Source organism: Micromonospora sp. DT68 (genome assembly GCF_049847245.1).
Taxonomy (GTDB): domain Bacteria; phylum Actinomycetota; class Actinomycetes; order Mycobacteriales; family Micromonosporaceae; genus Micromonospora; species Micromonospora profundi.
This window is the reverse complement of sequence record NZ_JBNCNZ010000003.1, coordinates 357,873-383,543: the sequence shown is the minus strand read 5'-3', so window position 1 is coordinate 383,543 and position 25,671 is coordinate 357,873. Positions and strand designations below refer to the sequence as shown.

31 protein-coding genes are annotated in these 25,671 nt (G+C 71.4%); 17 read left to right on the top strand and 14 right to left on the bottom strand.

Annotated elements, in window-relative coordinates; all coding sequences use genetic code 11:
* Positions 1–22: 22 nt before the first annotated feature.
* Together ACPXB1_RS07980 and ACPXB1_RS07975 are read left to right on the top strand one after the other, a co-directional pair.
* Positions 23–439, top strand: coding sequence for an ATP-binding protein (locus tag ACPXB1_RS07980; RefSeq protein ID WP_355631968.1), 417 nt, complete (start codon positions 23–25; stop codon positions 437–439).
* Between the two features lie 61 nt (positions 440–500).
* A complete protein-coding gene (locus tag ACPXB1_RS07975; RefSeq protein WP_355587293.1) occupies positions 501–1,388 on the top strand; it encodes a DUF5926 family protein in 888 nt (295 codons plus the stop codon).
* Between the two features lie 26 nt (positions 1,389–1,414).
* Here the strand turns inward: ACPXB1_RS07975 and ACPXB1_RS07970 are convergent, their stop codons facing one another.
* Positions 1,415–2,644: an arginine deiminase gene (locus ACPXB1_RS07970; protein WP_355631959.1), complete on the bottom strand. Its 1,230-nt coding sequence runs from the start codon at positions 2,642–2,644 to the stop codon at positions 1,415–1,417.
* 163 nt (positions 2,645–2,807) lie between these two features.
* Here ACPXB1_RS07970 and ACPXB1_RS07965 point away from each other — a divergent pair, with 163 nt between their 5' ends.
* The 5 genes from ACPXB1_RS07965 (at position 2,808) to pheA (ending at position 6,274) form a co-directional block, all read left to right on the top strand.
* Complete coding sequence (locus ACPXB1_RS07965) at positions 2,808–3,548, top strand: hypothetical protein (RefSeq protein WP_355587298.1); 741 nt, start codon at positions 2,808–2,810, stop codon at positions 3,546–3,548.
* A 165-nt stretch (positions 3,549–3,713) separates the two neighbouring features.
* A complete protein-coding gene (locus ACPXB1_RS07960; protein ID WP_355587301.1) occupies positions 3,714–4,172 on the top strand; it encodes a hypothetical protein in 459 nt (152 codons plus the stop codon).
* A 75-nt stretch (positions 4,173–4,247) separates the two neighbouring features.
* Positions 4,248–4,637: an ACT domain-containing protein gene (locus ACPXB1_RS07955; protein ID WP_355587303.1), complete on the top strand. Its 390-nt coding sequence runs from the start codon at positions 4,248–4,250 to the stop codon at positions 4,635–4,637.
* A gap of 85 nt (positions 4,638–4,722) precedes the next feature.
* Positions 4,723–5,307 (top strand): hypothetical protein, encoded by a 585-nt coding sequence (locus ACPXB1_RS07950; protein WP_425735000.1) that lies wholly within the window; start codon positions 4,723–4,725, stop codon positions 5,305–5,307.
* Between the two features lie 10 nt (positions 5,308–5,317).
* On the top strand, positions 5,318–6,274 hold the full coding sequence (gene pheA, locus ACPXB1_RS07945) for a prephenate dehydratase (RefSeq protein WP_355587305.1): 957 nt from the start codon (positions 5,318–5,320) through the stop codon (positions 6,272–6,274).
* Positions 6,275–6,349: 75 nt separating this feature from the next.
* Here the strand turns inward: pheA and ACPXB1_RS07940 are convergent, their stop codons facing one another.
* The 3 genes from ACPXB1_RS07940 to ACPXB1_RS07930 all read right to left on the bottom strand — a co-directional run bounded on the left by ACPXB1_RS07940 (position 6,350) and on the right by ACPXB1_RS07930 (position 8,126).
* Positions 6,350–7,072: an AIM24 family protein gene (locus ACPXB1_RS07940; protein ID WP_425734999.1), complete on the bottom strand. Its 723-nt coding sequence runs from the start codon at positions 7,070–7,072 to the stop codon at positions 6,350–6,352.
* A gap of 106 nt (positions 7,073–7,178) precedes the next feature.
* A complete protein-coding gene (locus tag ACPXB1_RS07935; protein WP_197281399.1) occupies positions 7,179–7,526 on the bottom strand; it encodes a metallopeptidase family protein in 348 nt (115 codons plus the stop codon).
* A gap of 168 nt (positions 7,527–7,694) precedes the next feature.
* Complete coding sequence (locus ACPXB1_RS07930; RefSeq protein ID WP_355631962.1) at positions 7,695–8,126, bottom strand: OsmC family protein; 432 nt, start codon at positions 8,124–8,126, stop codon at positions 7,695–7,697.
* 172 nt (positions 8,127–8,298) lie between these two features.
* Between ACPXB1_RS07930 and ACPXB1_RS07925 the strand changes: the two genes are divergently transcribed.
* The 3 genes from ACPXB1_RS07925 to ACPXB1_RS07915 all read left to right on the top strand — a co-directional run bounded on the left by ACPXB1_RS07925 (position 8,299) and on the right by ACPXB1_RS07915 (position 10,889).
* A complete protein-coding gene (locus ACPXB1_RS07925) occupies positions 8,299–9,045 on the top strand; it encodes a hypothetical protein (protein ID WP_425734998.1) in 747 nt (248 codons plus the stop codon).
* 210 nt (positions 9,046–9,255) lie between these two features.
* Positions 9,256–10,077: an HAD family hydrolase gene (locus ACPXB1_RS07920; protein WP_355587312.1), complete on the top strand. Its 822-nt coding sequence runs from the start codon at positions 9,256–9,258 to the stop codon at positions 10,075–10,077.
* Complete coding sequence (locus tag ACPXB1_RS07915; RefSeq protein ID WP_355587314.1) at positions 10,077–10,889, top strand: HAD family hydrolase; 813 nt, start codon at positions 10,077–10,079, stop codon at positions 10,887–10,889. Before ACPXB1_RS07920 ends, ACPXB1_RS07915 begins: the two co-directional genes overlap by 1 nt.
* 7 nt (positions 10,890–10,896) lie before the next feature.
* Here ACPXB1_RS07915 and ACPXB1_RS07910 read toward each other — a convergent pair whose 3' ends face one another.
* The gene (locus tag ACPXB1_RS07910) at positions 10,897–11,499 is read right to left on the bottom strand and encodes a bacterial proteasome activator family protein (protein ID WP_355587316.1); all 603 of its coding nucleotides are present in this window, start codon (positions 11,497–11,499) and stop codon (positions 10,897–10,899) included.
* A gap of 92 nt (positions 11,500–11,591) precedes the next feature.
* Between ACPXB1_RS07910 and ACPXB1_RS07905 the strand changes: the two genes are divergently transcribed.
* On the top strand, positions 11,592–12,389 hold the full coding sequence (locus ACPXB1_RS07905) for an alpha/beta hydrolase family protein (RefSeq protein ID WP_425734997.1): 798 nt from the start codon (positions 11,592–11,594) through the stop codon (positions 12,387–12,389).
* Between the two features lie 79 nt (positions 12,390–12,468).
* Positions 12,469–13,656 carry an ABC transporter substrate-binding protein gene (locus tag ACPXB1_RS07900; protein ID WP_355587321.1) on the top strand — a complete coding sequence of 396 codons (1,188 nt, stop codon included), beginning with the start codon at positions 12,469–12,471 and terminating at the stop codon, positions 13,654–13,656.
* Positions 13,657–13,732: 76 nt separating this feature from the next.
* On the opposite strand, the gene ddaH is transcribed toward ACPXB1_RS07900, so the two are convergent.
* On the bottom strand, positions 13,733–14,566 hold the full coding sequence (gene ddaH, locus ACPXB1_RS07895) for a dimethylargininase (protein WP_425734996.1): 834 nt from the start codon (positions 14,564–14,566) through the stop codon (positions 13,733–13,735).
* Between the two features lie 59 nt (positions 14,567–14,625).
* Between ddaH and ACPXB1_RS07890 the strand changes: the two genes are divergently transcribed.
* On the top strand, positions 14,626–15,084 hold the full coding sequence (locus ACPXB1_RS07890) for an Lrp/AsnC family transcriptional regulator (RefSeq protein ID WP_053651590.1): 459 nt from the start codon (positions 14,626–14,628) through the stop codon (positions 15,082–15,084).
* A 78-nt stretch (positions 15,085–15,162) separates the two neighbouring features.
* Positions 15,163–16,119, top strand: coding sequence for a zinc-binding dehydrogenase (locus tag ACPXB1_RS07885; protein ID WP_425734995.1), 957 nt, complete (start codon positions 15,163–15,165; stop codon positions 16,117–16,119).
* A gap of 5 nt (positions 16,120–16,124) precedes the next feature.
* Here ACPXB1_RS07885 and ACPXB1_RS07880 read toward each other — a convergent pair whose 3' ends face one another.
* From ACPXB1_RS07880 to mobA, 3 genes are all read right to left on the bottom strand, one after another.
* Positions 16,125–17,231, bottom strand: coding sequence for a T3SS (YopN, CesT) and YbjN peptide-binding chaperone 1 (locus ACPXB1_RS07880; protein WP_355587328.1), 1,107 nt, complete (start codon positions 17,229–17,231; stop codon positions 16,125–16,127).
* An 81-nt stretch (positions 17,232–17,312) separates the two neighbouring features.
* Positions 17,313–17,606: a DUF6457 domain-containing protein gene (locus ACPXB1_RS07875; RefSeq protein ID WP_425734994.1), complete on the bottom strand. Its 294-nt coding sequence runs from the start codon at positions 17,604–17,606 to the stop codon at positions 17,313–17,315.
* Entirely contained in the window at positions 17,603–18,265 is a 663-nt protein-coding gene (gene mobA, locus ACPXB1_RS07870) for a molybdenum cofactor guanylyltransferase (protein ID WP_425734993.1), read from the bottom strand. Before mobA ends, ACPXB1_RS07875 begins: the two co-directional genes overlap by 4 nt.
* A gap of 152 nt (positions 18,266–18,417) precedes the next feature.
* Between mobA and fdhD the strand changes: the two genes are divergently transcribed.
* A complete protein-coding gene (gene fdhD / locus ACPXB1_RS07865; protein WP_355587334.1) occupies positions 18,418–19,272 on the top strand; it encodes a formate dehydrogenase accessory sulfurtransferase FdhD in 855 nt (284 codons plus the stop codon).
* On the opposite strand, the gene ACPXB1_RS07860 is transcribed toward fdhD, so the two are convergent.
* From ACPXB1_RS07860 to ACPXB1_RS07840, 5 genes are all read right to left on the bottom strand, one after another.
* On the bottom strand, positions 19,262–19,984 hold the full coding sequence (locus tag ACPXB1_RS07860) for a GAP family protein (RefSeq protein WP_355587337.1): 723 nt from the start codon (positions 19,982–19,984) through the stop codon (positions 19,262–19,264). The two genes, fdhD and ACPXB1_RS07860, sit on opposite strands and share 11 nt — an antisense overlap.
* Positions 19,985–20,058: 74 nt before the next feature.
* Complete coding sequence (locus ACPXB1_RS07855; RefSeq protein ID WP_425734992.1) at positions 20,059–20,640, bottom strand: TetR/AcrR family transcriptional regulator; 582 nt, start codon at positions 20,638–20,640, stop codon at positions 20,059–20,061.
* On the bottom strand, positions 20,637–21,434 hold the full coding sequence (locus ACPXB1_RS07850) for an ABC transporter permease (protein WP_355587343.1): 798 nt from the start codon (positions 21,432–21,434) through the stop codon (positions 20,637–20,639). The genes ACPXB1_RS07855 and ACPXB1_RS07850 overlap by 4 nt, the downstream gene beginning before the upstream one ends.
* A gap of 11 nt (positions 21,435–21,445) precedes the next feature.
* Positions 21,446–22,399 carry an ATP-binding cassette domain-containing protein gene (locus ACPXB1_RS07845; protein WP_425734991.1) on the bottom strand — a complete coding sequence of 318 codons (954 nt, stop codon included), beginning with the start codon at positions 22,397–22,399 and terminating at the stop codon, positions 21,446–21,448.
* A gap of 136 nt (positions 22,400–22,535) precedes the next feature.
* Positions 22,536–23,582: a DUF4192 domain-containing protein gene (locus ACPXB1_RS07840; RefSeq protein ID WP_425734990.1), complete on the bottom strand. Its 1,047-nt coding sequence runs from the start codon at positions 23,580–23,582 to the stop codon at positions 22,536–22,538.
* Between the two features lie 162 nt (positions 23,583–23,744).
* On the opposite strand from ACPXB1_RS07840, the gene ACPXB1_RS07835 reads away from it, so the two are divergent.
* Both ACPXB1_RS07835 and moaA read left to right on the top strand, forming a co-directional pair.
* Positions 23,745–24,659, top strand: coding sequence for a fructosamine kinase family protein (locus tag ACPXB1_RS07835; RefSeq protein WP_355588432.1), 915 nt, complete (start codon positions 23,745–23,747; stop codon positions 24,657–24,659).
* Positions 24,656–25,669, top strand: coding sequence for a GTP 3',8-cyclase MoaA (moaA, locus tag ACPXB1_RS07830; RefSeq protein ID WP_425734989.1), 1,014 nt, complete (start codon positions 24,656–24,658; stop codon positions 25,667–25,669). The genes ACPXB1_RS07835 and moaA overlap by 4 nt, the downstream gene beginning before the upstream one ends.
* The last annotated feature ends 2 nt before the right edge of the window (positions 25,670–25,671 follow it).

Genomic DNA, 25,671 nt, shown 5'->3' with positions numbered 1-25,671 from the left:
AGTGAGGGATCGGGCGTGGTGCGTGGTGGTTCCCCACCATCCCGCTGGAGCACGGCTGGCCCGGCACCGGCTGGCCGACGATCTGGCTGACGTCGTACCCCCGGTGCTTCTCGCGGACCTGATCGCGGTCCTCGCCGAACTGGTGGGCAATTCGGTGCGGCATGCCCGGCCGCTGCCCGGCGGCGTGGTCCGGGTGGCCTGGCGTTTGCGGCCCTCGGCCGAGGGTCCGCGCGTCCAGTTGGCTGTGACCGACGGCGGCGCGAGCACCAGGCCACGGATCCGGACGGCAAACCCGGACGCCGCCGACGGGCGAGGTCTGCACATCGTGGCCGGTCTGGCCACGCGTTGGGGTGTCGAGCGCGACGGCATGGGTCAGCGCGTGTGGTCGGAGTTCGAGCCGGCGGCGACGAGCCGCTCGGACCTGGTGGCGGCGGGCTGAACGGCGGTCCGAGGCGGGTCCGGCCCACGACGGGCAGGCGGGCCCTCTAGGCTGTGACGCCGTGAGCAAGCGTCGAAAGAGCCAGCGCGCCGCCGTCGACACCGCCCCCCGGAAGGACAAGGTGCGGGACGTTTTCGTGCCGCGACCGTTCGAAGGGCTGGCCGACGAGCCTGAATGGATCGCGCTGCGGGAGTTGGTGCCCGCCGCGTCCGCGCCGCTACGGCTGGCGCCCGCCGTCGTCGAGGAGTTCGGCGACCGGCCTGTCACGCTGGCCACGGTGCTGCCGATGGCCGCACCGGCGGTGACCAAGCCGGACGGCCAGGTGCTCATCGGTCTGCAACGGCACCAGCAGTCCGGCGACGTCTCCCGCGACCTGGCCGAGGCGCTGCTCTGCGCGTTGCGGACCGAGCCGGGCGGCCAGGTGGCCGTGCCGCCGCTGCCCGGCCCGGGCCCTCGACTTCAGGACATCCTGGTGGACGGCCCGCTGGAGATCACCATGCACGACGGGTTCGAATTCTGGCTCGATCCCGGCGCGGCGGACGACCCGACCGTCCAGGCGTCGCTGGAGCGGGCCAACGCCGCCATCTACCCGACTGTGCGGATGGCCGCGGCGAAGGCCGCTTACTGGTGCCAGGTCCCGGAGAAGGCACATGTGCGCTGGGTGCTGCCCGACGACGAGGACGCCGCTCTGGACGCGTTGGCCCGCCTCGGCGCGGCCGGCACGCTGACGCTCGGCGAGCAGACCAAGTTCGCTGGCATGTTCCGCGCGCACGGCCGGCTGGTGCCGGTCTGGGACCTGCCGGAGCAGGCGCCGGCGACCGACTGGGAGGACCCGGTGGCGCAGTTCAGCAAGCGGTACGCGGAGGCGCTCGCCGCCACCGATCCGCTGGACGCCGCCGGCCGCCGTGCCCGTCAGGGTCTGCTCGGTCGCCAGCTCACCCTGCGCTGACGTTAGGAGGGGCCCCTTGTTATGCATCAGGCGTTAATAGGGGGCCCTTCCTTCAGCGACTCGCGGACTATTGGGCAGGACATGCAGCGGGGGCCGCCCCGGCCGGAGCCGAGCTCGGAGCCGGCGATCGGGATCACCTCGATGCCGGCCCGCTCCAACTGCGCGTTTGTCGCGGTGTTGCGTTCGTAGCCGACGCAGAGCCGGGGCGCCAGGGCGAGGGTGTTGTTGCCGTCGTCCCACTGCTCGCGTTCCGCGGTGACCGGGTCCAGCCCGGTGTCGATGACCCGGAGCTGGTCGAGGTCCATCGCGTCGGCGGCGGCCCGCAGGAAGGGCGCAGGGCCGTCGACCCGCGGGTCCTCGCCGTCGGCGCCGGCGATCACCGTGTACGCCGAGAGGGTGCTGGCGATGTTGGGATACATCAGCACGGCGTCGGCGTCGACCATCGTGCAGACGGTGTCCAGGTGCATGGTGGCGCGTTCCTGGGCGATCGGCACCACGAGGATGGTGTGGGCCAGCCCGGCGGCGAAGACCTGCCGGCCCAGACGTTCCGCGCCTGCCGGTGTGGTGCGCTCGCCCACCCCGACCGCCAGCACGCCGGGAGCGAGCAGCAGCACGTCCCCGCCCTCCAGGTGCTCCAGGTGGGGGCGGTAGACGAACTCGGTGCCGGCGAAGCGTGGATGGTGGCGGTAAATGGCGTCGGTGAGTGTGGTTTCCCGGCGGCGGGCCGGCATGGCCAGGCTTGTGACGCCGACCCGGTCGCCGATCCACAACGACGAGTCCCGGGTGAACAGCAGATTCGGCAGCGGATCGATCACAAAATCGTGACGGTCCATCAGGGTGTAGACCAACCCGCCCGGCCGCTCCGGGCTGATCCGCAGCTCCTCGTGGGCGAGCCCCGCGGTGAGCACGTCGGCCAACGCGACCGGATCCAGGTAGGCGAGGTGGTCGGCGACCCGGGCGCGCAGGGTGTCGCCGAGCCGGGGGGAGCGCAGCACATGCTCGGTGAGTTCGGCCCGGGCGTCGGCGACGGCGAGTGTCTCGGCCAGCAGGGTTGCCAGGTAGAGCACCTCGACACCGCGCTCGCGCAGCGCGGCGGCGAACGCGTCGTGCTCCTCCTGGGCACGGCCCACCCAGGGGATCGCGTCGAACAGGAGGGAGTCGTTGTTGCGGGGGGTGAGCCGGGCCAGTTCCGGGCCGGGCCGGTGCAGGAGCACGGTGCCGAGCCGGCCGACTTCGCTGTCGACGTAGTGGGTCACCCCCGCAGCGTAGGGCAGGGTTTAGCGGCATCCGACAAAAGAACTGTGGATGAATATGGCATTCATCCACAGTCACTCCGGCGCTCCGGCTTGCCGAACACCGGGACTGGCAACGTAGGGTAGTGAGGACATAACTTCGAGGGACCTTTTGCCGGAGGTCGCGATGACTGTCTTTCCCGCACGACGAGCCGTACCGACCGGTCGGGCACTGCCGCCCGCCGCCGTGCCCCACCCCCGCGTCGAGTCGCCGGGGGTTCTCGAACCGATCCGTCCGACACCGCTCGAATGGGCGCGCCGCCGCCGTGCCGAGCGGGGCGCACGTCGGCTGGAGGCGGCCGGAGCACGGGCACTCGGTCAGCTCGACCACCTCGGGCCAGCCTGGCACGTCATCGAATGGCCCCGCACTGATGTGGCGGACGCCCTGCTCGACCGCGCTCAGGACGACCGCGCCGGGTTCCTCGCCATCGGGCCGAGCGGCCTGTTCGCGGTGACCATCGCCGACCACGGTCGCGCCCGGGTCCTCGTCGCCGGTGACGTGGTGCAAATCAACGGCAAGCGGCCGCCGTACGTGGCCGAGGCCCGTCGGGACGCCAAGCGGGCCAGCAAGGCCCTCAGCGACGCGGTGGGGCTGACGATTCCGGTGTCGCCGGTGCTGACCTTCGTGGGCTCCGGCGTGATCAGCGTCTACGGCCTGCCGAAGGACTGTCTGATGGCGACCCACCGGGAGCTCGACCGGCTCCTCGTGGCCGGTGGCAGCCGGATCAGCCCCGCCACTGCCGAGAAGCTGTCCCGGGTGGCGCAGCATCCCAGCACCTGGCTGAAGGGCACGTACCGTCCAACGGCCGACTACCGGTGGTACGACGAGGGCCGAACGGCCGCTGACAAGCCGGCCCACCACCGGTAACGTCACCGACGACGCCACGCGGCCCCGGTTCCCACCCCCCACCGGTTCCCGCGCCGTCACCGACCGCCCCGGTTTCGACCGTGCGGCCCGGTGACAAGGTGCGCTCGGTGGTCCCGTCGGAGACCGGCTAGCGTGGACAGTCCGTCGGTGTACATAGGAGGCTCGGTGGCCCACGTCGAACTTTCGCTCTCGGAAGTGTTCGTGCCGGCGGCGCGAGCCTCCACAGAGCCGGAGTTCGACAACTTCGGCCAGTGGTCCTCGACGGTCTGCCGGGCCGACGAGCCGTGCCTGCTTATCGACGCCGACACCCGGGTGGTCGCCATCTCCACGGCCGGCTGCGAGCTGCTCTGCCTGGGCGAGCCGGCCGGCCTGATCGGGCGGCCGCTGCTCGACGGCGGGCTGCGCCTGCTGGACTTCACCGCCAACCGGGGCGAGCTGACCGAGGCCGAGATCGACAAGATCCCGCCCCTGCTGGCGCTCTCCTCCGGCCGTCTCGCCAGAGGGCTGCTGCGGGTGCAGGGCGCCGCGGCGGGCAGCTCCGACGCGACTGTCGACGCGATTTCCACCCCGGTGCACGCCCACGGCGCCGTGGCAGGCTCCCTCACCTTCTTCTCCGAGGTCTGACCTGCGGCGGAGTGTGGCGTTCACCGCACGCGGCGATGTCGGCGTCGGCCCACACCGACACCGTAAGGTGCCCTCATGCTCGATATCGCTCTGCTGCCAGGGGAGTACGCCGTGTGCCGGTTGGCCCCCGGCGCCGCCCTGCCGTACGCGCTGTCGAGCGAACTGGACCGCGCCGAGGTGGTAACTGTGAGCTGGACCGCCGACGGGATATCGGTGATCTGCCCGACCACCCGAGCCCCGGCACAGGCGGTCGTGGAAACCTCCTGGCGCTGCCTCAAGGTCGCCGGCCCGGACGGCGTGGCCGCCACGGGAACGCTTGCGGCCCTCGTCGCGCCGCTCACCGAAGCCCGGGTCAACGTGGTCACCTTCTCGACCTTTGACACCGACTACCTGCTGGTGCCGATCGTCCGCCTGGCCGAAGGCACTGCCGCCCTGGAGCGCGCCGGGCACCGCGTCCTCGGCTGAGCTTCACCCGGCCGGCCGCTCGCCCTACGATGGGCTCGGCCACCCCCCGGCCGCGACCTTCCCCGATGCCCCCGAGGATCGGCCCGTGCCGTTCACCCCGTTCCGCCGCCCGTCTCCCCCACCGCAGGCGACGGTCCGAACGCTGCCCGTGACCCGGATCCTGGCGGCGCTCTTGACGATCGTGGCACTGACCGGCTGCGGGGCCCCACCTGAGCTGCGGCAGCCATCCGGCGTGCCAACGGTCACCGGCACGCCCACTGCACCCGGGCCGACAGGCACTCCGACGGCATCGCCCACCGCCGTGCCCACCGCCCCTCCGGTCGGCACCCCGTCGGCCACGCCCGATGCCGGCCTGGTCGCCACCGCCTGCCGGAGCGGGCCGACCGGTCAGCAGGTCCTCCGGCTGCTACGCGGCCGGACCGGAGTCCTCCCGAGCAACGTGCAGGTGAAGGTCCGCAGCGGGCCGCTCTGCGCCGCCGACTGGCAGTACACCGTGGTCACGGTGACCGGGCACGAGGAACTCCAGGTCGTCACCCGGGGGCGACCCAGCGCCCCCGAGCTGGTCACCGCCGGCACCGACGTGTGCACCATCGAGGTCCGGGCCACCGGGCCGGTCGGGATCCGCACCCTCGCCTGTGACGCCGGCACACCGCCCGGATCGGGTGCGTAGGCTGGTCGACATGCCCGGAACACCGCCCACGCGCTTCGTCTATCTCGGCCCGGAGGGCACCTTCGCCGAACAGGCCCTGCGCACGATCCCCGCCGCCGAACACGGCAGCCGTACGCCCGCCCGCAGTGTCGGGGAGGCGCTGGACAGCGTCCGGGCGGGAGACGCCGATGCCGCGCTGGTGCCGCTGGAGAATTCGATCGGCGGGGCGGTCGGCATCACCTTCGACGAGATGATCGAGGGCGACCCGCTGGTGATCACCCGCGAGGTGATCCTGCCTGTGGATTTCGTGCTCGCCGCACGGACGGGGACGTCGCTGCCGTCGATCCGCACGATCGCGGCGCACCCGCAGGCGTCCACCCAGTGCCGGGGCTGGCTGCGCGACCACCTGCCCGACGCGGTGGTGTTCGACGTGCTCTCCAACGGCGCAGCCGCCGCAGGCGCCGGCTCAGGTGAGTTCGACGCGGCGATCTGCGCGCCGATCGGGGCGACCCGGCACCGGCTCGCGCTGCTCGCCGACAAGATCGCCGACCACCCCGACGCGGTGACCCGGTTCGTGCTGGCCTCCCGCCCCGGCCCGCCCCCGCCGCCGACCGGTGACGACCTCACCTCGCTTGCCGTCTACATCGCCCACGACCGTGTCGGTGCGCTGCTGACGGTGCTCATGGAGTTGGCCGTCCGTGGGGTCAACATGACCCGCATCGAGTCCCGGCCGACCGGCGAGGCCCTGGGTCGGTACGTCTTCTTCCTGGACTGCACAGGGCACGTGGCCGACGTGCGGCTGGGCGAGGCGTTGCAGGGGCTGCACCGGGTCTGCGCCGACGTCCGCTTCCTGGGCTCCTATCCCCGGCACCGCTGGGCCGAGACAGCCGGAGAACGACCCGTACCGGCACCGGCCGGTCTCTCCGACGTCGACTACGCCGATGCGGCTGCCTGGCTGGCCCGACTGCGCACCGGCGAGCTGACCTGACCCGGCTGGGCTGGCGGGCTGGGCTGGGCTGGCGACCCCGCACGACTGAAGCGCCCGCCCAGCCAACCGATCGGGTCAGCTCAGCAGGCCGCCGAGCAGGCCGCCCTCCTGCTGCTGCTCGCCGCTGCCCCTGACCGGCGGTTCCTCGGACGGCTGCACCACCACGAAGCCGTGACCGGCGAAGCTCATCGTGTACGCCTCACCGGTGCGCCGGCCCAGCAGCGTGCCGAGACCGAGCTGCTCGGCGCGGTGGTAGCCGGTCTGGAGGTTTGCCGACCAGCAGACCGCTGCCTGCGGGTCGACATAGGTCGGGGCGTCCACGTTGAGCACGACCGGGGTGCCCTTGGTGGTGATGGCGATCCGGCCGTACCCACTGAAGACGCAGTTGAACAGGCCCGACGAGGAGGTCATGCCGGCGCCGCCGACCATCCTGATGTCGTACTGGAGGGTCGAGTCGAAGGCGAGCACGCTGGAGCCGTTTATGGAGAGCGCGTCGCCCGGCTCCAGGTCGATGATGTGCACGTCCTTTGCCAACTCGGCGAGGAAGACGTCACCCTGGCCGGTGACCTTCATCAGTGGGACGCCCTCGCCGGTGAGCTTCTGCTTGAGAAACTTGCCGAGCCCGCCCGAGCCCAACGCCTGGAACTGCACGTTTCCCTGGTAGGCGACCATGGACCCGACCCGGGCCATCGCCTCACCGTTGAGCTCGATCTTCAACATCTTGGAGCTCTGCAGCCGCATGCCGGGCTGCGCGGACTCCTTCTCGAGGTTCTCGGCGGAGAACAGCTCGCTGCGCATGAGGGTGCCTCCTGAAAGGTCGCGGTTGCTGCACCGACGGTAGGCGACTCCAGCAAGCACGGACCATCAGCCGAGCGGCGTACCGCTGGCGGGCCGTAGCGCGGGGTCAGCCCCAGCCCAGCGCGTGCAGCCGTGCGTCGTCGATGCCGAAGTGGTGGGCGATCTCGTGGACCACCGTGACGGCCACCTCGTCGACGACGTCCTCGTCGCTGTCGCAGATCCGCAGGATCGGGCGGCGGTAGATGAAGATCCGGTCCGGCAGCACGCCGGCGTAGTCCCAGCCCCGGTCGGTGAGCGCGTGCCCCTCGTAGAGGCCGAGCAGGTCGGGCTCGGTGGGCGGCGGGTCGTCCTCGACCAGGATCACGACGTTGTTCATGAGGCCGAGCAGCTCGCCGGGCACCTCGTCGAGGGCGTCACCGACCAGCTCTTCGAAACGCTCGCGGGTCATCTCCACCGGCACTCCACCATTGTGCCCGACGTCCGGCCGACCGGCCCGGTCACGCCGCGGGACCTGATCGAGGGCCGGCGGCGAAGGCGCGATGCCCGCGCGCTCGCGGAGGGAGCGGCCGCCCGGTCGGGCGGAGGCTCCCTCCGTGAACGTACGGGGTAGAGGTCCGTCGCCTCAGGAGGCCAGGCGAGCGGTGAGGGTGATCTCGGCACCCGGCGAGAGCAGGCGGGAGATCGGGCAGTTCGCCTTGGCGGCCTCGGCGAGCTTCTGGAACTCGGCCTCGTCGATCCCAGGCACCTGGCCGACGGTCTCCAGGTCGATCCGGGTCACGGTCATCCCGGCGTCGGTCTTGTCCAGGTGGACCTTGGCGGTGGTCTCGACGGAGGTGGGCGTCGAGCCGGAGTCGGCGAGGCCCTTCGAGAACGCCATCGAGAAGCAGCCAGCGTGTGCCGCGGCGATCAGCTCCTCGGGGTTGGTGCCCTCGCCCTCCTCGAAGCGTGACTTGAAGGAGTAGTTGCCGGACAGGCCGCCCTTACCGGTGCGGACCGTGCCGGAACCCTCGGTGAGATTGCCCTGCCATTGTGCGGAAGCGGTACGGATTGGCATGAGGAGAACGCTAGCGGAAAGGTGACCGCCGAGCGACCGACCGGCACCGACGCCCGCCCTGCGATCCCTGTCACCTGATCGCGGTTCGGCGTGGGCGACTTCGCCAACGCGACCAGCCACTCGCTCTGTGCCATGATTCGACGCAGGCCCGTGACCGGCGGAAGGATGGCCGATGTCCGATGAGCTGCCGATCCCCCGCCAGGGCGACCCGTCCGACGGGCCGAGCGTGATCGAGTGGGGTGGCGACGACGAGCCCACCGAGCGTCGACGCTTCGGCTTGTCGCTCACCGGCTTCACCCGCGACCCCCGGCTGCCCCTGCTGCTCGCCGGGCTCGGCGCGGTCGCCGGGGTCGCCTCGCTGATCGGCGAGTGGCTGGTGATGACCCTGCCCAACAGCGGGCCGGTCGGGGCCAGCACCATCGACGTTCCGGCCGGCGTGTCCGACATCGGCGGTTTCGGGGTCGGCTATCTGGTGGGTCTTCTCGGCCTGGTCTGCACCGTCGCGTTGGCGCTGCGGGGCACGGCGTCGGTCCGGCAGAACGCCCGGCTGATGGGGCTCGCCCTCGCCGGAGCCCTGCTGGCGCTGCTGATCGCAGCCACGGCGACGCTTAACGACAGCGGTCAGCGGACCTACTTCTACGCACCGCAGGACGGTTTCCGGGTCGAGTACGGCCGCGGTCTGGTGATGGCGTTCGTCGCCTGCGTGCTGCTCGGGGCGGCCCTGCGGCTGGCCCCGAGCGCTCCCGAGCAGGTGCAGGCGGGGCCGACTGCCGACGACCACCCCGACGACGGGCCACCGGAGCGCGGTTGGCGCCGCCGCCGGGACCGGGCCTCGACCCCGGAGGACGGCCTGCCCGCGCCGGCCGACCTGACCGTCACGTCGGCGGCACCATTCACGCACCCCCAACCTCCGGCCTGAGCTGCGCGCCCTGACCCCGACGGGTCCGGGTGCACCCGCCTGACCTGCCGTTTCGGCGACACCGACGGTAGGGCGCCCGTTGGTTCCCGATTCGCCTGGAAGCCGTGGTTGCGACCGCTCACGCGAGGTACGGTTGCTGCCCGCCGTCACGCCGGGTCTCGATCCAGGACCGTACGGCAGGCTGCGACGGCGGCGGGCGAAGGAGGAACGATGACCCGCCCGGGACTGCCCAAGCTGATCGCAACCGACCTCGACGGAACGCTGGTTCGCAGCGACGAGACCGTCTCCGCGTACACCCATGGGGTGCTGGACCGGGTGCGGGCCGCCGGAATTCCGGTCGTCGCCGCGACCGGACGCGGCCCCCGGTTGACCGAGCTGACCCGCAACGACATCCGGGCCGCCGACTTCCTGGTGATGGCCGGTGGCGGTCGGGTCGTCGACCAGAGCGACCCGACCGGCCCGGTGGTGCTCCGCGACGAGCGGCTGGCCGGCGAGGTGGTCGCCCAGTTGCTCGCCGACCTGGAGGCGGCGGCCGGCCCGCTGACTGTCATGGTCGAGGCGTCCGACGAGCACGACGCCCCGCTGTGGGGTGACTACCACGCGAGCTGGCCCTACCAGGACCGGTTCGAGGCACGCAGCCGCGCGGAGTGCCTCTCCGGTGACGTGATCAAGGCGTTCGCGCGGACCGCCGACCACCACGTGGACGAGTTGCTGGCGGTGGCCCGGCAGGTCATCCCGCCGCACATCGCGACACTCACCCAGGCCGGGCTCGGCTTCATCGAGATCTGCCCGCCCGGCGTGGACAAGGCGTCCGGGCTGACGGCTGTCGCACAGACCCTCGGTGTCGACCCGGGTGACGTGCTGGTCTTCGGTGACATGCCCAACGACCTGCCGATGTTCGAGTGGGCCGGCTGGTCCCGGGTGGCGGTTGCCAACGCGCACCCGATGGTGCGCGCCATCGCCGACGAGGTGACCCTGCGCAACGACGACGACGGGGTGGCCGTCTACCTGGACCGACTACTGTCCCGGTGATGGGAGAGACCCCTCGACTCGTCGCCACCGACATTGACGGCACGCTGATCCGCGACGACCACACGGTAAGCGCCCGCACCGCCGGCGTGCTCGCCCGGCTCGTAGCGGAGGGCACGCCGGTGGTGCTTGTCACCGGCCGTCCGGTCCGCTGGCTCAAAATGGTGTACGAACAGCTGGCCCAGCCGCTGCCGGCGGTGTGCGCCAACGGCGCCGTGGTCTACGACCCGGTGCGCGACGAGGTGCTGCGGGCCGATCCGCTCGCTCCGCAGCACCTCGCCGAGGTGGCCGAACGGCTACGTGCCGAGGTGCCAGGCATCAGCTTCGCCGTGGAGATCCTGGACAGCCGGGAGATGCGTCACGAGACGCACTACCCGCTGCGCTGGGACGTCGACCCCGACGGCATCCGGCCGATCGAGACGCCGGAAGAGCTGCTGTCCCTGCCTGCTGTGAAGCTGCTTGCACGGGCCGGCGAGCAGGACCCGGACGCGTTCGCCGCGCTGATCGCCTCGGCGGTGGCGGGGCTCGCCGAGGCGACGCACTCGTCGTCGTCCGGGCTGGTGGAGATCTCCGCTGCCGGGGTGACAAAGGCGGCAGGGCTCGACTGGTACTGCGACCGGCTCGGCGTGGCCGCGGCGGACGTCGTGGCCTTCGGTGACATGCCCAACGACGTACCCATGTTGACCTGGGCCGGGCGCGGCGTGGCGGTGGCGAACGCGCACCACGCCGTCCTGGCGGTCGCCGACGAGGTGACGTCGGCGAACTCGGAGGACGGCGTGGCGGCGTACCTGGAGAAGATCTTCGAGGTGGGCTGAGCGCCGATTACAGGTACTGGCCGGTGCTGTGCCCCTCGCCGCCGGCCGGCTGGCCGATGCCCGGCATCCCGGGCACCATCCCGCCGGGACCGCCAGGGCCACTGGGCAGTGCCTGCCGGCCGCCGCGCATCTGCTCCAGCTGCACCCGGGCGGCCATCTGCTGGGCGACCAGGGCCGCCTGGATGCCGTGGAAGAGGCCCTCCAGCCAGCCGACGAGCTGGGCGTGCGCGATCCGCAGCTCACCCTCGCTCGGCGCCTTGTCCTCCGTGAAGGGCAGCGAGATCCGCTCCAGCTCGTCGCGCAGCTCGGGGGCGAGGCCCTCCTTGAGCTCGACGATGGAGCGCTCGTGGATCTCCCGCATGCGGTGCCGGCTGGCGTCGTCAAGGGGAGCCGCCTTGACCTCCTCCAGCAGTTGCTTGATCATGCTGCCGATCCGCATCACCTTGGCCGGCTGTTCGACCAGGCGGGTCGGGTCTTCGCCCTGCCCCTCCTCGGTCTGCACCGTGCCGATCGGCCGCCCGTCCGCGCCGACCACCACCACGGTGCCGGAGTGGCCGGAGTCGTCGGAGCCGGGCTCATCGTTCTGTCCAGCGGAGTGCGCTTCGGTCATGGGTCCATCTTTACCCAGTGCGCGCGAGCCATGCCGCCCGGGACCAACTCCCGGGGCCACGCCACCCAGGCGGGACGCGCTACCGTCGCGCCATGCCTGCCGACCCACGCGACGTGCTGACCAGGCCCGCGCCCGCACCGGACCGGACGGTGGCCTACGGCGATCACCCGGACCAGGTGGCCGACCTGCGCTTTCCGGCTGGGGATGGCCCGGCCCGGCCGCTGGTCGTCGTGGTGCACGGCGGCTTCTGGCGGGCCGAGTACGACAGGGGGCACACCGGTCCACTCGCCGCCGCGCTCGCCGCCGACGGATATCCGGTCGCCCAACTGGAGTACCGGCGTACCGGTCAGCCGGGCGGCGGCTGGCCGGGGACGCTGTCCGACGCGCTGACCGGGATCGCGGCGCTGCCGGAGTTGGCCGCCGAGGCGTTGCCCGGCCGGGTCAGTGCTGGCGCCCCGATCGTGGTCGGTCACTCCGCCGGTGGTCACTTGGCGCTGTACGTGGCAGCGACAGCGCCGTCGACGGTACGCGCGGTGCTCGCGCTGGCCCCCGTGGCGGACCTGGTCGAGGCGTACCGGTGGGATCTGGACGCGGGTGCGGTGACCGCGCTGCTGGGCGGCGGTCCGGCGGAGGTTCCAGACCGGTACGCAGCGGCCGACCCGCGATTGTTGGTGCCCACGCAAACACGCACAGTAGTGATACACGGGTCTGCAGACCTTCAGGTTCCGGTGGCGATGAGCCGGGACTTTGTCACAGCGGCAGATACCGCAGGGTCCGATATTTCCCTTATTGAGCTGCCCGGATCCGAGCATTTCGGGCTGATCGACCCGGAGTCCGCAGCCTGGCCCCGGGTTCTCGATGCCTTGCGCTCACTGCACCATGATCATTAACCATTGACGCAGCGTCGTTGAGCAGGTAGAACGCCGGAGGGGCGTGTTCTGCCCTGAAACGCTCCTTGGAAGGAACTCGGTGTCGCAGATGAATCGCAGGCGGGCGCTCCAACTGTTGGCCGCGCTCGGTACCACCGGATTCGCCGCCGGGTGCGGCTCCGACACCGACAGCCAGCCGACCACCAACCGAAGCCCGATCAAAATCGGTCTGATCGTACCCAAGTCCGGCGGCGTCAAGTCCATCGGCGACGACATCGCCAACGGCTTCCAACTCTTCCTCGACCTGCACGACCAACGCCTGGGCGGGCACCCGGTGGAGTTGCTGATCGCCGACGAAGGTGAGACCGCCAAGAGCGGCAAGGCCGCCGTCGACCAACTCCTCAAGCAGAACGTGCTGGCGCTCACCGGGGTGGTCAACTCGTCGGTGATGGTCGGCATCCGCGACACGGTGGAGGAGGCCCGCGTCCCGCTCATCGGCTCGAACGCCTCGCCGAGCAGCCTCCAGAGCGTCGTCTACATCTGGCGCACGTCGTACGTGCTTGACGAGGCCGGCCGGGCCCTGGGCCGCTACCTGCGCGACCAGCTGCCGGCGAACGGCCGGGTGGCGATCATCGTCCCGGAGAACGTGGGCAGCCCCGACGTGGTGCGCGGCTTCCGGCAGGAGTTCGGCGCCACCGACAGGCGCATCGCCGACCCGGTGACAAACACCAACCCCACCACCAGCCCCAACAAGACCACCTATGTGGCGGACATCGAGAAGGCGCTGGCCAAGAAGCCAACCGCGGTCTTCTGCTTCTTCGCGGGCGCGGCCGCCGTGGAGTTCATCAAGCAACTTCGCGACCAGTTCTCCGGGCCCGTCTACGCGCCAGGCTTCCTCACCGAGGGCAACGTACTGGAGAGCCTGGGCCAGGACGCCCTGGGCATCCAGACCGCCCTGAACTACTCGGCCGACCTGAACAACACGTCGAACCGGGTCTTCGCCTCGGCATACCGGAAGAAGCACCAGCTCACGCCCACCACCTACGCCATGGCGTCGTACGACGCGGCGCAGGTGCTCGACCAGGCCATCCAGCTGACCGGCGGGTCGCCGTCGCCCCAGCAGGTCAACCTGGCGCTGGGTCGCATCGGTCAGATCGACAGCCCGCGCGGGATCTGGCAGTTCAACCAGCCACGCACCCCCCAGCAGAAGTGGTACCTGCGGGAGGTGCAGCGCGACGGTCAGGCCACCTCGAACGTGCTGATCAACGAGCTGGCCACCCTGGGCTGAACGCCCCTCGGAGCACGATCAGGGGCCGGCCTCCCGCGCGGGAGGCCGGCCCCTGACGTACGCGGTGGCGAACGGGTCAGTGCCGCAGTTCGGCGATGCAGCACTTCACGCTGCCGCCGCCCTTCTTCAGCTCGGCCAACTCGACCGGAACCGGTGTGTAGCCGGCGGCCTTGAGCTTGCCCGCCAGCCGGGTGGCTTCGCTGTTGAGGACGACGTTCGCGCCGTCGCTCACCAGGTTCAGCCCGAAGGCCAACGCGTCGGAGTCATCGGCGACCACCGCGTCCGGGAAGAGCTGGGTGAGGACCCGCTGGCTGGCCGCGGAGAACGCGCCGGGGAAGTACACGACGTTCGAGTCGTCGATAGCGGCGAGCGCCACGTCCAGGTGGTAGAAGCGAGGGTCGATCAACCGCAGCGACACCACCGGGCGGGCCAGCGCCTCCTGCGCCTCGGCGTGCGCCGCGATCTCGGTCCGGAAGCCGTGCCCGGCAAGGATGAGCCCGCCATGCGCCTCTGGCACGTACGCGAAGTCACCCTCGCCCTCGTTGGTCTCGCTCGGCGCGATGAACCGGCAGCCCTGCGTCTCGTAGAAGGCGTGGTGGGCGGCGGCCTCGGCGGCACGCTGCTCGTGCTTGAACCGCGCGCCGTAGACGCTGCCGTCCACCATGAAGGCGCCGTTGGCGGCATAGACCATGTCGGGCAGGCCCGGCTCGGCCGTCAGCACGTGCACCTCGTGGCCGAGGCCGACGAGCGTCTCGCGCAGCCGGTCCCACTGCTTGACGGCCAACTCGCTGTCCACCGGGGTGGTCACGTCCATCCACGGATTGATCGCGTACTCGACCGCGAAATGCTCCGGCGAGCACATGAGATATGTCCGCTTTCGCGGCAGTCGCTGCTGGTTCACGGTCACCAAGAGTAGGTACCGTAGAACTTTGGTAACAGCCACAACCATTGCTTCCCAGAGGCGGAACGTTGCAGATAGACGCCGTAGACCAGCGGATCATTGCGTTGCTCGTCGCCGACGCCCGTGCGTCGTACGCCGACATCGGCACCCGGGTGTCACTCTCCGCCCCAGCGGTCAAGCGTCGGGTGGACCGGCTACGCGCGACAGGCGTGATCAGAGGGTTCACCGCCGTCGTGGACCCCGCTGCCGTCGGCTGGACCACCGAGGCGTTCGTCGAGCTGTTCTGCGCCGGCCGGACCACCCCCGCGCAGATCGGCGTGGCCGCACGCCGGCACCCCGAGGTGGTCGGCGCCTACACCGTCTCCGGCGAGGCGGACGCTCTCGTGCACCTGCGCGCCGCCGACATCGCCCACCTGGAGGCGGCGCTGGAACGGCTTCGCGCCGAGTCGTTCGTGACGTCCACCCGCAGCACCATCGTGCTGTCCCGACTCGCCGAGTCCCCCGGTGTCGGCCCGTCCACCCGCTGACATTGACCTCAACCCACGTTGAGGTGCTGGACTGCCCTTCGAGCGGGCGGCGACGCCCGCAACGATCGAGGGGATCTCATGCGGGCAATCTGGTTACGTGAGTTCGGCGGCCCCGAGGTGCTGGTGCCCAGCCTGGCACCCGACCCGACGCCCGGCCCCGGTCAGGTGCTGATCGACGTCGCGCACGCGAACATCACATTCATCGAGACGCAGCTACGCGCCGGCCGGCCCGGACCGTTCCAGGTCACCCCGCCGCTGATCCCCGGTAACGGCGTCGGCGGGGTGATCGCCGCCGTCGGGCCGGACGTCGATCCCGCGCTGACCGGCCGCCGGGTCGTGAGCGCCACCGGCGGCTCCGGCGGGTACGCGCAACGTGCGGTGGTGGACGCGTCCGCGCCCTTCGAGGTGCCGGCCGGGCTGGCGCTGGACGACGCGGTTGCCCTGCTGGCCGACGGGCGGACCGCCACCCTGCTGGTCGAGGCGGCCGGCGTCCGCCCCGGCGACCGGGTGCTCGTGGAGGCGGCGGCGGGCGGCGTTGGCAGCCTGCTCGTGCAGCTCGCGGCGAGCGCCGGCGCACAGGTGGTCGGTGCTGCCGGTGGCGCACGCAAGGTCGACCTGCTGCCCGGCCTCGGTGCCGACCTGGCGGTCGACTACCGCCTGCCGGGCTGGGCCGACCAGGTCCGGCACACGATGGGTGGAGTCGACGTGGTGTTCGACGGCGTCGGCGGGCCGACCGCCCGGACGGCGTTCGAGCTGCTGGACCCGGGTGGCCGGATGGTCAGCTTCGGGTTGGCAAGCGGTGAGTGGTCGCCGGTGTCGGCGGAGGACGCCGCAGCCTGGCAGATCACGCTGGTCCGATCCGACGCGCCGCCCGCACGGATGCGGGCGTACACCGATCAGGCGCTGGCGGGCGCGGCGACCGGCCAGCTACGGCCGCTCATCGGTCAGCGTTTTCCCCTGGAACGCGCCGCTGACGCGCACGCCGCCATCGAGGCGCGCGCGACAGTCGGCAAGACCCTGCTGGACGTGGCCTGAACCGCTCAGAGGTACATGCCGGTGCGGTGCTCGGAGTCCTCGCGTCGCACCGGTTTGTCGCCCTCGCTGAAGAACCGCTTGCCGCCGAACTCGCCGTGCAACCGGTCGTCCAACTCGTCCGCGAGACCTGTCATCACCTGTACCGCCAGCATCAGGTGGGTGGCCTGGAAGCTGCGGCCGAACACCGGGATGGACGCCCAGACCGTGTCGTCGGCGCAGTAGAGACGACCGATCGGCATCCGGTTGGTCAGCTCGGACAGCTTCACGTAGAGCCGCTCGGTGGGTTCGACCTCGGTGAGCACCGGGGAGAAGACGTCCACCAGCGGCGGGTTGTCGCGCACCCGCACGAAGACCATCGCCGAACCGGCACGGATGTTGATGTCGCCGTCCGAGTCGATCTGCAACCGGTCGGGCTCGGACTTCAGCATCGTGGACACCACTGTGCGTACGCGTTCGGCCAGGTCGAGCACGTCGTCCCGCTCCACCTGCGCGGCGGCCGCCTCGGCCAACGCCTCTTCCAGGTCGCCCTCGACGTCCGCGTCCGGGCCGAACTCGCTGCGCGCGGTGCCCAGCGGCCCCACTGTCAACGGCTCGCCCTCGGCGTCGTGCACCAGGTAGACGAGGAAGGCCGGGTGTGGGGCGCCGTAGACGTCGCGCAGCGTCCGGGACAGCAACGGGGCGATCCGGGCCGCCTCCGCCGTCGTGCCGTCCAGCCCGAACGAGCCGCCGGACCCGGGCACCACCCCGGGCGGCGACCAGCCCAGCGCCACCATGTCGGCCACGGCGGCGCGGTCCAACCGGTAGCCCTGCGGCAGTGCCGCGTTGCCGACCGCCCGAGCCGATAGCCCGCCGTCGCCGGCCACATCGACGCTTATCGAGTAGACGGCGTCACCAGTGCCGGAGGCCGTGGGGTCCAGGGTCAACTCCAGGTGCGCGCCGACGGGGAGTTCCCGCAGCCGCAGGGCGAGCATCCGGGCGAACTCCTGCCACGCCTCGGTCACCTTGGCCCGCAGGTCGGTGGTGCTGGGTTCGTCGAGCAGAATCGACTCCCCGTGCTCGGTCGTACCGCTGGGCAGCTCACCGTCCGGCGCCGAGGGGTGGTCAGCCGTCATGATCGCCTCCGTCCGTTCCGAACACCCTACCCACGCCCTCCGGAGGCCGAATCCATCCGGACCGGCATCGGACAACGGCGGTCAGGAGACTGTGGGATCGACCGGGGCGGTGGGCGCGATGGGGTCGGCCGGGTCGCCGCCCAGCGCGACCGGCCAGTTGGCCGCGAGCGCACTGAGCCGGGCCGCGGCGTCCGCCGGGTCGGCGCCCCGGCCAACCGCCAACCCCAACACGTACGCGGTGACTGGCGCGCCCGGCCGCAACACCTGGTGAGCGACGTCGCGGGCAAGATCCAGCACCGCCGGAACCGGCACCTGGGCGGGGTCCAGATCCACCTCTGCGCACGCCGCCGTTACCCAGTCGTCGAGCACCGTCATCGCACCCACTCCTTCGCCCGGCGGACGTCCTCGTCAGTGTCGCAGTCGAACCAGGGCGGCGGGCCGTCGACGGACCAGGGCACCTCCCGCACGACAAGGCCGGCCAGCAGAGCCCGGACCGACGCACCGGCCAGGTCCCCGTCCCGCTCGACAGTCAACCGCGCCAGCGCGGCCCGCAGTGCGGCCACCCGCCACACCCCGCACAGCGACTGCCGCCGGCCGGACTCGTCGACGAAGCACACCCCGTCCGGCCGTTGCTCGCCACCGGCTGCGCCTGTGCGATCCGGCGCAGCGCCGTCACCAGGCGGAGCGGTTCCGTTGCCGTCGAGGTGGTTCAGCAACGCGCCGAGCGCAGCCCTCGTGAGCAACGGCAGGTCGGCGGCGAGCAGCGCGACCACTGCCGTGTCGGGATCGAGCAACGCAAGCCCCGCCGCCGTCGCGGCGACCGGCCCCCCGCCGGGCGGATCCTCCCTGGTGACCCGCACACCGGGCGGGACCACGTCGGCCGGACCGACGAGCACCAGCGGCGCGGCATCGGCGACAGCCGCCAGCACCCGGTCGCGCATCGACCGGCCACCGACCGGGAGCGCGGTCTTGTCCACCCCGCCCATCCGGCGGGCAGCCCCACCGGCGAGCACCACGGCGGCGTACGTCCCCACCCGGTCACGGTAGCCGGATCGCCGCCGACCGGCGGTGCCTGCCGGTAGCCCGATCCCTGAGCGGTCGTGTCGGAGCCCTGTCGGCGGTCACTGCGGGTGCCCGATGCCCGGCACGCGTGCGGGCGTACCGGCGCGGGGTGCAGGATTGCGGGATGGGACGGGCGACTGACCGACGCGGCGTACTCCGGATCGACCTGGGCGCGGCAGCCGACGGCCGCCGTTCCGTCCGCCGGCCGGACAACCTGGCGGTGGAGGAGCCGCTGGAGATCCGGGTGGGCGCTGCCGGGCCCGGACGGCGCAAACCCCTCGCCGTCACGATGCGCACCCCCGGCGACGACCTGGACCTGGCCATCGGATTCCTGTTGACCGAAGGGCTGATCCGGTCGACCGACGACGTGCTGACCGCCCAGCTCTGCGCAGGCGCGGAGACGCCGAACACGTACAACGTGGTGGACGTGGTGCTCGCCCCCGGCGTGCCGGAACCGACCACCGACCCGTCCCGGAACTTCTACACGACCAGTTCCTGCGGGGTCTGCGGCAAGGCCAGCATCGACGCAGTCCGCACCCGGTCGGCGTTCCCGGTCGAGGCGGACCCGCTCACCGTTGCGGCAGCCGTCCTGGCCGAGTTGCCCGACCGTCTGCGCGCTGCCCAGCGGGGCTTCGACCGGACCGGCGGGCTGCACGCGGCCGGGCTGTTCACCCCGGCCGGCGACCTGGTGGTGCTCCGGGAGGACGTGGGCAGGCACAACGCTGTGGACAAGGTGATCGGCTGGGCGGTGCGGGAACGTCTGCTGCCGCTGGCCGGGCACCTGCTGCTCGTCTCCGGCCGGGCCAGCTTCGAGCTGACCCAGAAGGCGTGGATGGCGGGGCTGCCGCTGCTCGCCGCGGTGTCCGCCCCGAGCACCCTCGCCGCCGAACTGGCCGAGGAGGCGGGGATGACGCTTGTCGGTTTCCTGCGCGGAAACACGATGAACGTCTACGCCCGTCCCGAGCGGGTCACAGTCTGATCACCAGCTCGTCGAGCAGCCCCAGCCGGAGCACGGCGTCGCGGGCCAGCAGGAAACCGGCGATGCCGAGGATCCAACCGAGCATGCCGCCGGAGTGCCGCACGATCCAGGCGTTGAGCCGTACCAACACCGGCTCGACCAGCTTCGGCCACGCTGTCCGCGCCCCCAGCAGCAGCACCGCCGGCACCACCATGACAAGGCAGTAGCCTGCGAGCAGCCCGACGATCTGCGCCGCGCCGAGCCCGGAGGTGGTCAGCAGGCCGACCGCGCCGAGGTACGGCAGCATCGTCGCCACCTCCGCGAGCGCGGCGAGCAGCGCCAACCCCACCAGCCAGCGCGCCGAGGAGTCACCGGCGGTCACCCGATCCCGCCACCGCAGCACCCCACCACCGCGCGGGCGTCGCTTGCCGTCGTAGCGGAAGCTGAGCGCGAACAGCCCCACACCGAGCACGAGCTGAGCCCACAGCACCGGCCTGTTGTCGAGCGCTCCGCCGAGGACGTCGGCCAGTCGACTGCCGCCCACGGCGAGCAACAGCCCGACCGCGAAGTAGAACAGGGTGATCGTGCCCAGGTAGACGAGGATCCGCCGGGCGTTCACCGTCCCGGGCGCGAGCAGTAACCAGACGGGGATGAAGAGGGTGCCGATGCTGGTGCTGTCGACCAGGGCCAGGCCGGCGAGCGTCAGGAGCAGCGCGACGCTCACGTGGGGCATTCGCTTCGGAGAGGCACCTGATCAGTCTGCTGCGACGCCACGTCGGACAACTCGACCCGTGGAACGAACGTCAGCTACATCCTTCGACGGACAGCCCCGGGCGCCCGAGCGCCGTCGAGGAAGAGCGCGACGAGCTGGGCGCTGCCGTCAGGTTCCTGAGCGAGGTCGGTCGCGCGTACGAGGTGGAGGAACGCGTTCATGAGGAACCAGGGATCACCCGTGACGTCTCCGGCCTCGACCGCTGCGCGAAAAAGCTCGGCGACCGGGTTGAGGACGCCGCTGACGTACCGCTGCGACACGTCGGTCCGTGTCTCCTCGGAGACGAGGTCGAGCGCGTCGTAGACACGCCGCTCGAAGGAGATGGCCCGGGGGGAGTGCTCCGCCGACACGACTGCGAGCGTCCGCAGCTTCTCCTCAAGCGTCCCTTCGGTCGTCAGCGCCGCCGCGAGGCGGGCACGGAGGTCTTCGACGAACCTCAGCGCGACTGCCGCGTAGAGGTCCTCCTTGCCACCGGGAAAGTGGTGGTAGATGGACGGCTTCTGGATGCCCACCGTCCGCGCTACTGCGACCAGGGACACGCCCTGATAACCCACGGCGGCCAACTGCTGGCTGAAGGCGTCCAGGATCTGCGACCGGGTGTCTGCTGTGGCGGTCATCGGTTCCTCCGAGCGTGGTTGACGGCCAGGACGCAGGCGGCGACTCCAGCGACGACAAGCGCGCTGAGTGCGGTGAGAGCAATTGGCGCGGCCGAGAGCGCGGCAGCGCTCTCGAGCTGGCGGGCGGTGTCCACGACGTAGGTGAGCGGGTTGACGGTCGCGATCACGCGCATCCAACCGGCGAGCTCGTCCAGCGGAGCGAACACCCCTGTGAAGAACGACAGCCCGAACACTGCGAGAGTGACAAGGTTGGTGCTCGTCGCCGAGCCCGACCGGATCGCGACGGCGATGCTGAGCAGGGCGATGCCCAGGCCGAGCACGAGCATCAGGACGATCATGGCTGTCACCCCCGCCCAGCTCCCGGGCCGGTAGCCGATGAGCACCGCCCCGACGATCGTGGTGAGCATTCCGATGATGACGGCGACGAGCGCAGCGATGACGGCACCCAGGAGGAACGGCGTGGCGGTGCCGTGCGCCAACCGAAGTCGATCGAGGTAACCACTTGTGACATCGCGTAGAACGAGGGTCCCTGCGGTACCGGCGGCGGTTGCCACTCCGGTGAGCAGGATCAGTGGCAGCAGGAACGAGATGAAGCTGCCCCCCGCGAGATAGCCGCTGCCCACGGTGCTGAGCTGCCCGGAGTAGATGAGCAGGAAGAACAGCGACTGTGCGACAGGGGCCACCAGGAGGGCCGGAGAACGCAGGACGACGCGGGTGCAGCGCCTGGTCGCGGCGACGGCGACCGGAAGCGCGGTCCTGCGCGCGGGAACGAGAGAGATGTCGAGAAGACTCACGTGTGGCGTCCTTACCGGAGGTGGTCGGGCCCGCGTCCGCGGGCGGCGAGGGCGACGAAGACGTCGTCGAGCGAGGGTTCGGTCAGGCGGAACTCCTCGATTCCGCCGGCGAACCGGCCGATGTCGTCAAGTGCTGTCTTCAGCGCCTCCGGGTCGCCGGAGAGCGCGAGCCGCACCGTTCGGGGTTCGTCGGTCTCAGCGCGAAACGGGGCACGCGAGGAGGTCAGGAACGTCCGCGTGGTGGGTTCGTCAGTCAGCCCGAGGGTCAGGGTGCGTTCCCCGACCCACCGTTTCAAGGACTCCGGGGAGCCCTGCGCGGTGACGGCGCCGTCGCGGAGGACCACTACGTCGGTGGCGAGGACATCGGCCTCGTGGAGATCCTGGGTGGAGATCAGGAGGGTCCGGTCGTTCCGGTTGAGTCGCCTCAGCTCGTTCCAGAACTCGAGGCGGCTGAGGGGATCGAGGCCGGTGGTCGGCTCGTCGAGGATCACGATCGGGGGTTCGGAGACCAGGGCCACGGCAATGTCGACCTTACGGCGCGTTCCACCGGACAGCTTCGAGATCTGTGTCCTGTGCTGGTCCTCCAGGCCGAAGAGTTCGAGAAGATCCCGGGTACGGCGTGCGGCGACAGTGCGGTCGAGCCCGAGGGCGACACCTTGGAAGGTGAGAACCTCGGTTGGGGTGGCGAGTGGGTCCAGTGCGTTGGCCTGCGGCGTCAGCCCGATGAGTCGGCGGGCTTCGCGGGCGTGCGTGACAGTGTCGTGGCCTTCGACGGTGACGGTGCCGGACGTCGGGGTGCGCAGCGTGGCGATGATCTCCAGGAGGGTGGATTTTCCCGCCCCGTTGTGACCGAGGACCACGGTACGACTGCCACGTTCGACCGTCAGCGAGAGCCGATTCAGTGCGTTCCGGGTGCCGTAGGACTTCGTCAGGTCGCTGACGGAGATCGTTGAGGTGGCGGTCATGAAATCCAACCTACCTATCGGTAGGTAGGCTGGCCGGCCGAAGTGACGCAGCAGACACCGCCGCTGGTGACGCTGTTGACGGTGCTCGGCGCGGACCGGGATGGTGCTGGTGGTCACGCTTCGGGTCAAAGGTCGGTCAGCTACGGCCACGCCGACGCCTCCTGCGGGGGCGGATCACCCCCGGCATCCCGACCGAGGGCCAGCCGTCCAGCTCGGACGGGGGCACGCCGCGCCGCAGCAGGTCGTCCAGGAGCAGTGCGAGCGAGTAGTCCGGGTGCAGGCCGAGCGTCCGCTCCAGCGCGACGGCCGCCAGCGCACCCTGCCCGGCTCGCCACGCGGCGAACGCCAGCAACGCACCAGGCGCGGCGGTGAACTCCGGCTCGGCCCGGCGCAGCACGTCGGTCCAGAGAGCGATGTCCCGGTCACGGCCGTCGGTGCGTTCCCAGGCGTGGTCGCGGACCGGCAGGTGAGTAAGCAGCAGACACAGCCAGGCCACCTCGTCGTCGTCGAGCAGCTCGTCGCGACGCTGGCGGCGCTGTGCCTCCCGGACCGCGGTCGCACCGGCGGAGCGCACCGCCCGACCGCCGAGCAGATCACTGGCGGGAGCACGCTCGATCAGGTCGGCCAGTCGCCGGTCGGCCCTGACCGTGGCGGCGCGTAGCGCGTCCCGGGCGGGGCCCTGAACCGGAGCGACCTGCGCCACGAGGGCGGCCCGGTCAGGCAGCGCCACCTGGCCGGCGAAGACGGCCGACGCGGTGACAGGGCTTGCCACCGGGTCGTAGCGCCGACCCTCGGGTGGGCAACAGTCGGCCTCCGTGCAGAGGTAGGACCACCATCGACCGTCGGTCACCCGCAGCGCGTCGAGGACGTCCAGGCCGGCATTCGTCAGGGCGGCGCGGACGGCGTCCACGCTCGGGGTCACCCGGTCGGGCGGCCCGTAACCCACGACCGTGGCGGCCTCCGCGCCCTGGCGGTGGATCACTCCGGCGAGGTGCCGGGCCTGGTCGACCGGATCGGTGGACGGGTCGGGCAGGTCGGCGCGGGCGGCGAAGATGATCTGCCGGCCGAGCAGCGCCACAGCGACCACACTGTCGGCGGGATGGAAGCCGAGCAGGTACGGCACGGCGGCGAGCAGGTCGGCGGGTGAGCGGACGGCGAGCTGCGGGCGTTCGGTCGAGGTCATGTCGGCAGCCTGCGGGGCGGCCACCCGGCTGCGCCGCCCCTGTGGATGACACGCGGCTTATCCACAGCTACGCAGCGTATTTGGCCTGGTAATCGTCGATCACGTATGCCTCGATGTGGTCGCGTGCACCCGGGCGTCATGGGCAGCGGCTACCGTGCGCTGATGGACCTGGCGTACCTGCGCGCGCACCCGGCACACCTGCCGACGTTCCTGACCCATCAGCGGATCCGGGAGACGCCTGTCGCCGGTGGGCACATCTGCGCCGCCGCTCGGCTCACCCTTGACGACGGCCACTCGATCTTCACCAAGTCCTGGCCGGAGCGGGCCGACCAGCCGTCGCCGGAGGGCTTCTTCGCCAGCGAGGCCGCCGGGCTGCGCTGGCTGCGGGAGGCCGGCGCTGTGGGCGTACCCGAGGTGATCGTGGCGCTGCCCGACCTGTTGGCGCTCGACTGGCTGGAGCCCGGCGAGCCGACGCCCACGGCGGCCGAGCGGTTCGGTAGGGAGCTGGCCGGCCTGCACCGGGCCGGTCCGCCGGCCTTCGGTGCGTCCTGGCCCGGCTTCGTCGGGGCGCTCCCGCAGGACAACACCGTCGACGACCGGCAGTGGTCGACGTGGTTCGCCGAGCGTCGACTCGTCCCCTACCTGCGTCGATCGGTCGACGGTGGCGCGTTGGAGGGTGCCGACGCGGCGTTGGTCGAGCAGGTCATCGGCCGGATCGGCGAGTTCGGCGGGGACGAACCGCCCGCACGCATCCACGGTGACCTGTGGCCGGGCAATGTGCTGTGGGGTGCCGACGGGCGGGTCTGGCTTGTCGACCCGGCGGCGCACGGCGGGCACCGGGAAACAGATCTCGCCCAGTTGGCGCTCTTCGGCGGCATCCCCCACCTGGACCGGGTCCTGGCGGCCTACCGGGAGACCTGGCCGCTGCCGGACGGCTGGCGCGCCCGGGTGCCCCTGCATCAGCTGCATCTGCTGCTCGTGCACACGGCGCTTTTCGGTGCCAGCTACCGGGATGCGGTCGTCCAGGCCGCCGGTGCCGCTCTGGGCGGGTTCGAGCGCGCTACGGTCGACAGGTGAGCGTCGCCCCGCCGACCGACGGCGTCCTCGTCGACCGGTACGGCCGCGTCGCGCGGGACCTTCGCGTGTCCCTCACGGACAAGTGCAACCTTCGGTGCACCTACTGCATGCCGGCCGAAGGGCTGCCCTGGCTCGCGGGTCCGCAGTTGCTGACCGACGACGAGATCGTCCGGCTGGTCCGGGTGGCCGTCGAGCGGCTCGGCGTGACCGAGGTGCGGTTCACCGGCGGTGAGCCACTGATCCGGCCCGGGCTGGTCGGCATCGTGGCAGCGGTCGCCGCACTCATGCCCCGCCCGCGCATCTCGCTCACCACGAACGGCATCGGCCTGGACCGGCTGGCCCCCGCGCTGGCCACTGCCGGCCTGGATCGGGTGAACGTCTCGCTGGACACCCTGGACGCGGCCCGGTTCACGCAGCTGACCCGCCGCCCCCGCCTGGACGCGGTGCTCGTCGGCCTCGCCGGAGCGGCCGCCGCCGGGCTCAACCCGGTGAAGATCAACTCTGTCTTGATGCGCGGCGTCAACGAGGACGAGGCACCGGCGCTGCTCCGCTTCGCCGTCGACCACGGCTACCAGCTGCGGATCATCGAGCAGATGCCGCTTGACGCGCAGCACGGCTGGGACCGCACCACGATGGTTACCGCCGAAGAGATCCTGGCCTCCCTGCGTACCAGGTTCGATCTCAGCCCCGACCCGGCCGAGCGCGGCGCTGCCCCGGCGGAGACCTGGTTGGTCGACGGCGGCCCGGCCCGGGTCGGCGTGATCGCCAGCGTGACCCGCCCCTTCTGCGGCGACTGCGACCGCACCCGGCTGACCGCCGACGGCCAGGTCCGCGCCTGTCTGTTCGCCACCGAGGAATCCGACCTGCGGGCGGCCCTGCGCGGCGGCGCGACCGACGACGAGTTGGCCCAGCGGTGGCGCACCGCGATGTGGGGCAAGCGTGCCGGCCACGGCATCGACGACCCGACGTTCCTCCAGCCGACCCGGCCGATGTCAGCGATCGGGGGCTGAGC

Excerpts from the sequence above, each read along its gene's own strand:
- ACPXB1_RS07965 (WP_355587298.1), top strand. The coding sequence starts at position 2,808 with ATGACTGTCTTTCCCGCACGACGAGCCGTACCGACCGGTCGGGCACTG.
- ACPXB1_RS07955 (WP_355587303.1), top strand. The coding sequence starts at position 4,248 with ATGCTCGATATCGCTCTGCTGCCAGGGGAGTACGCCGTGTGCCGGTTG.
- pheA (WP_355587305.1), top strand. The coding sequence starts at position 5,318 with ATGCCCGGAACACCGCCCACGCGCTTCGTCTATCTCGGCCCGGAGGGC.
- ACPXB1_RS07940 (WP_425734999.1), bottom strand. The coding sequence starts at position 7,072 with ATGCGCAGCGAGCTGTTCTCCGCCGAGAACCTCGAGAAGGAGTCCGCG.
- ACPXB1_RS07930 (WP_355631962.1), bottom strand. The coding sequence starts at position 8,126 with ATGCCAATCCGTACCGCTTCCGCACAATGGCAGGGCAATCTCACCGAG.
- ACPXB1_RS07925 (WP_425734998.1), top strand. The coding sequence starts at position 8,299 with ATGTCCGATGAGCTGCCGATCCCCCGCCAGGGCGACCCGTCCGACGGG.
- ACPXB1_RS07920 (WP_355587312.1), top strand. The coding sequence starts at position 9,256 with ATGACCCGCCCGGGACTGCCCAAGCTGATCGCAACCGACCTCGACGGA.
- ACPXB1_RS07915 (WP_355587314.1), top strand. The coding sequence starts at position 10,077 with ATGGGAGAGACCCCTCGACTCGTCGCCACCGACATTGACGGCACGCTG.
- ACPXB1_RS07910 (WP_355587316.1), bottom strand. The coding sequence starts at position 11,499 with ATGACCGAAGCGCACTCCGCTGGACAGAACGATGAGCCCGGCTCCGAC.
- ACPXB1_RS07905 (WP_425734997.1), top strand. The coding sequence starts at position 11,592 with ATGCCTGCCGACCCACGCGACGTGCTGACCAGGCCCGCGCCCGCACCG.
- ACPXB1_RS07885 (WP_425734995.1), top strand. The coding sequence starts at position 15,163 with ATGCGGGCAATCTGGTTACGTGAGTTCGGCGGCCCCGAGGTGCTGGTG.
- ACPXB1_RS07880 (WP_355587328.1), bottom strand. The coding sequence starts at position 17,231 with ATGACGGCTGACCACCCCTCGGCGCCGGACGGTGAGCTGCCCAGCGGT.
- ACPXB1_RS07875 (WP_425734994.1), bottom strand. The coding sequence starts at position 17,606 with ATGACGGTGCTCGACGACTGGGTAACGGCGGCGTGCGCAGAGGTGGAT.
- fdhD (WP_355587334.1), top strand. The coding sequence starts at position 18,418 with ATGGGACGGGCGACTGACCGACGCGGCGTACTCCGGATCGACCTGGGC.
- ACPXB1_RS07860 (WP_355587337.1), bottom strand. The coding sequence starts at position 19,984 with ATGCCCCACGTGAGCGTCGCGCTGCTCCTGACGCTCGCCGGCCTGGCC.
- ACPXB1_RS07855 (WP_425734992.1), bottom strand. The coding sequence starts at position 20,640 with ATGACCGCCACAGCAGACACCCGGTCGCAGATCCTGGACGCCTTCAGC.
- ACPXB1_RS07845 (WP_425734991.1), bottom strand. The coding sequence starts at position 22,399 with ATGACCGCCACCTCAACGATCTCCGTCAGCGACCTGACGAAGTCCTAC.
- ACPXB1_RS07840 (WP_425734990.1), bottom strand. The coding sequence starts at position 23,582 with ATGACCTCGACCGAACGCCCGCAGCTCGCCGTCCGCTCACCCGCCGAC.
- ACPXB1_RS07835 (WP_355588432.1), top strand. The coding sequence starts at position 23,745 with ATGGACCTGGCGTACCTGCGCGCGCACCCGGCACACCTGCCGACGTTC.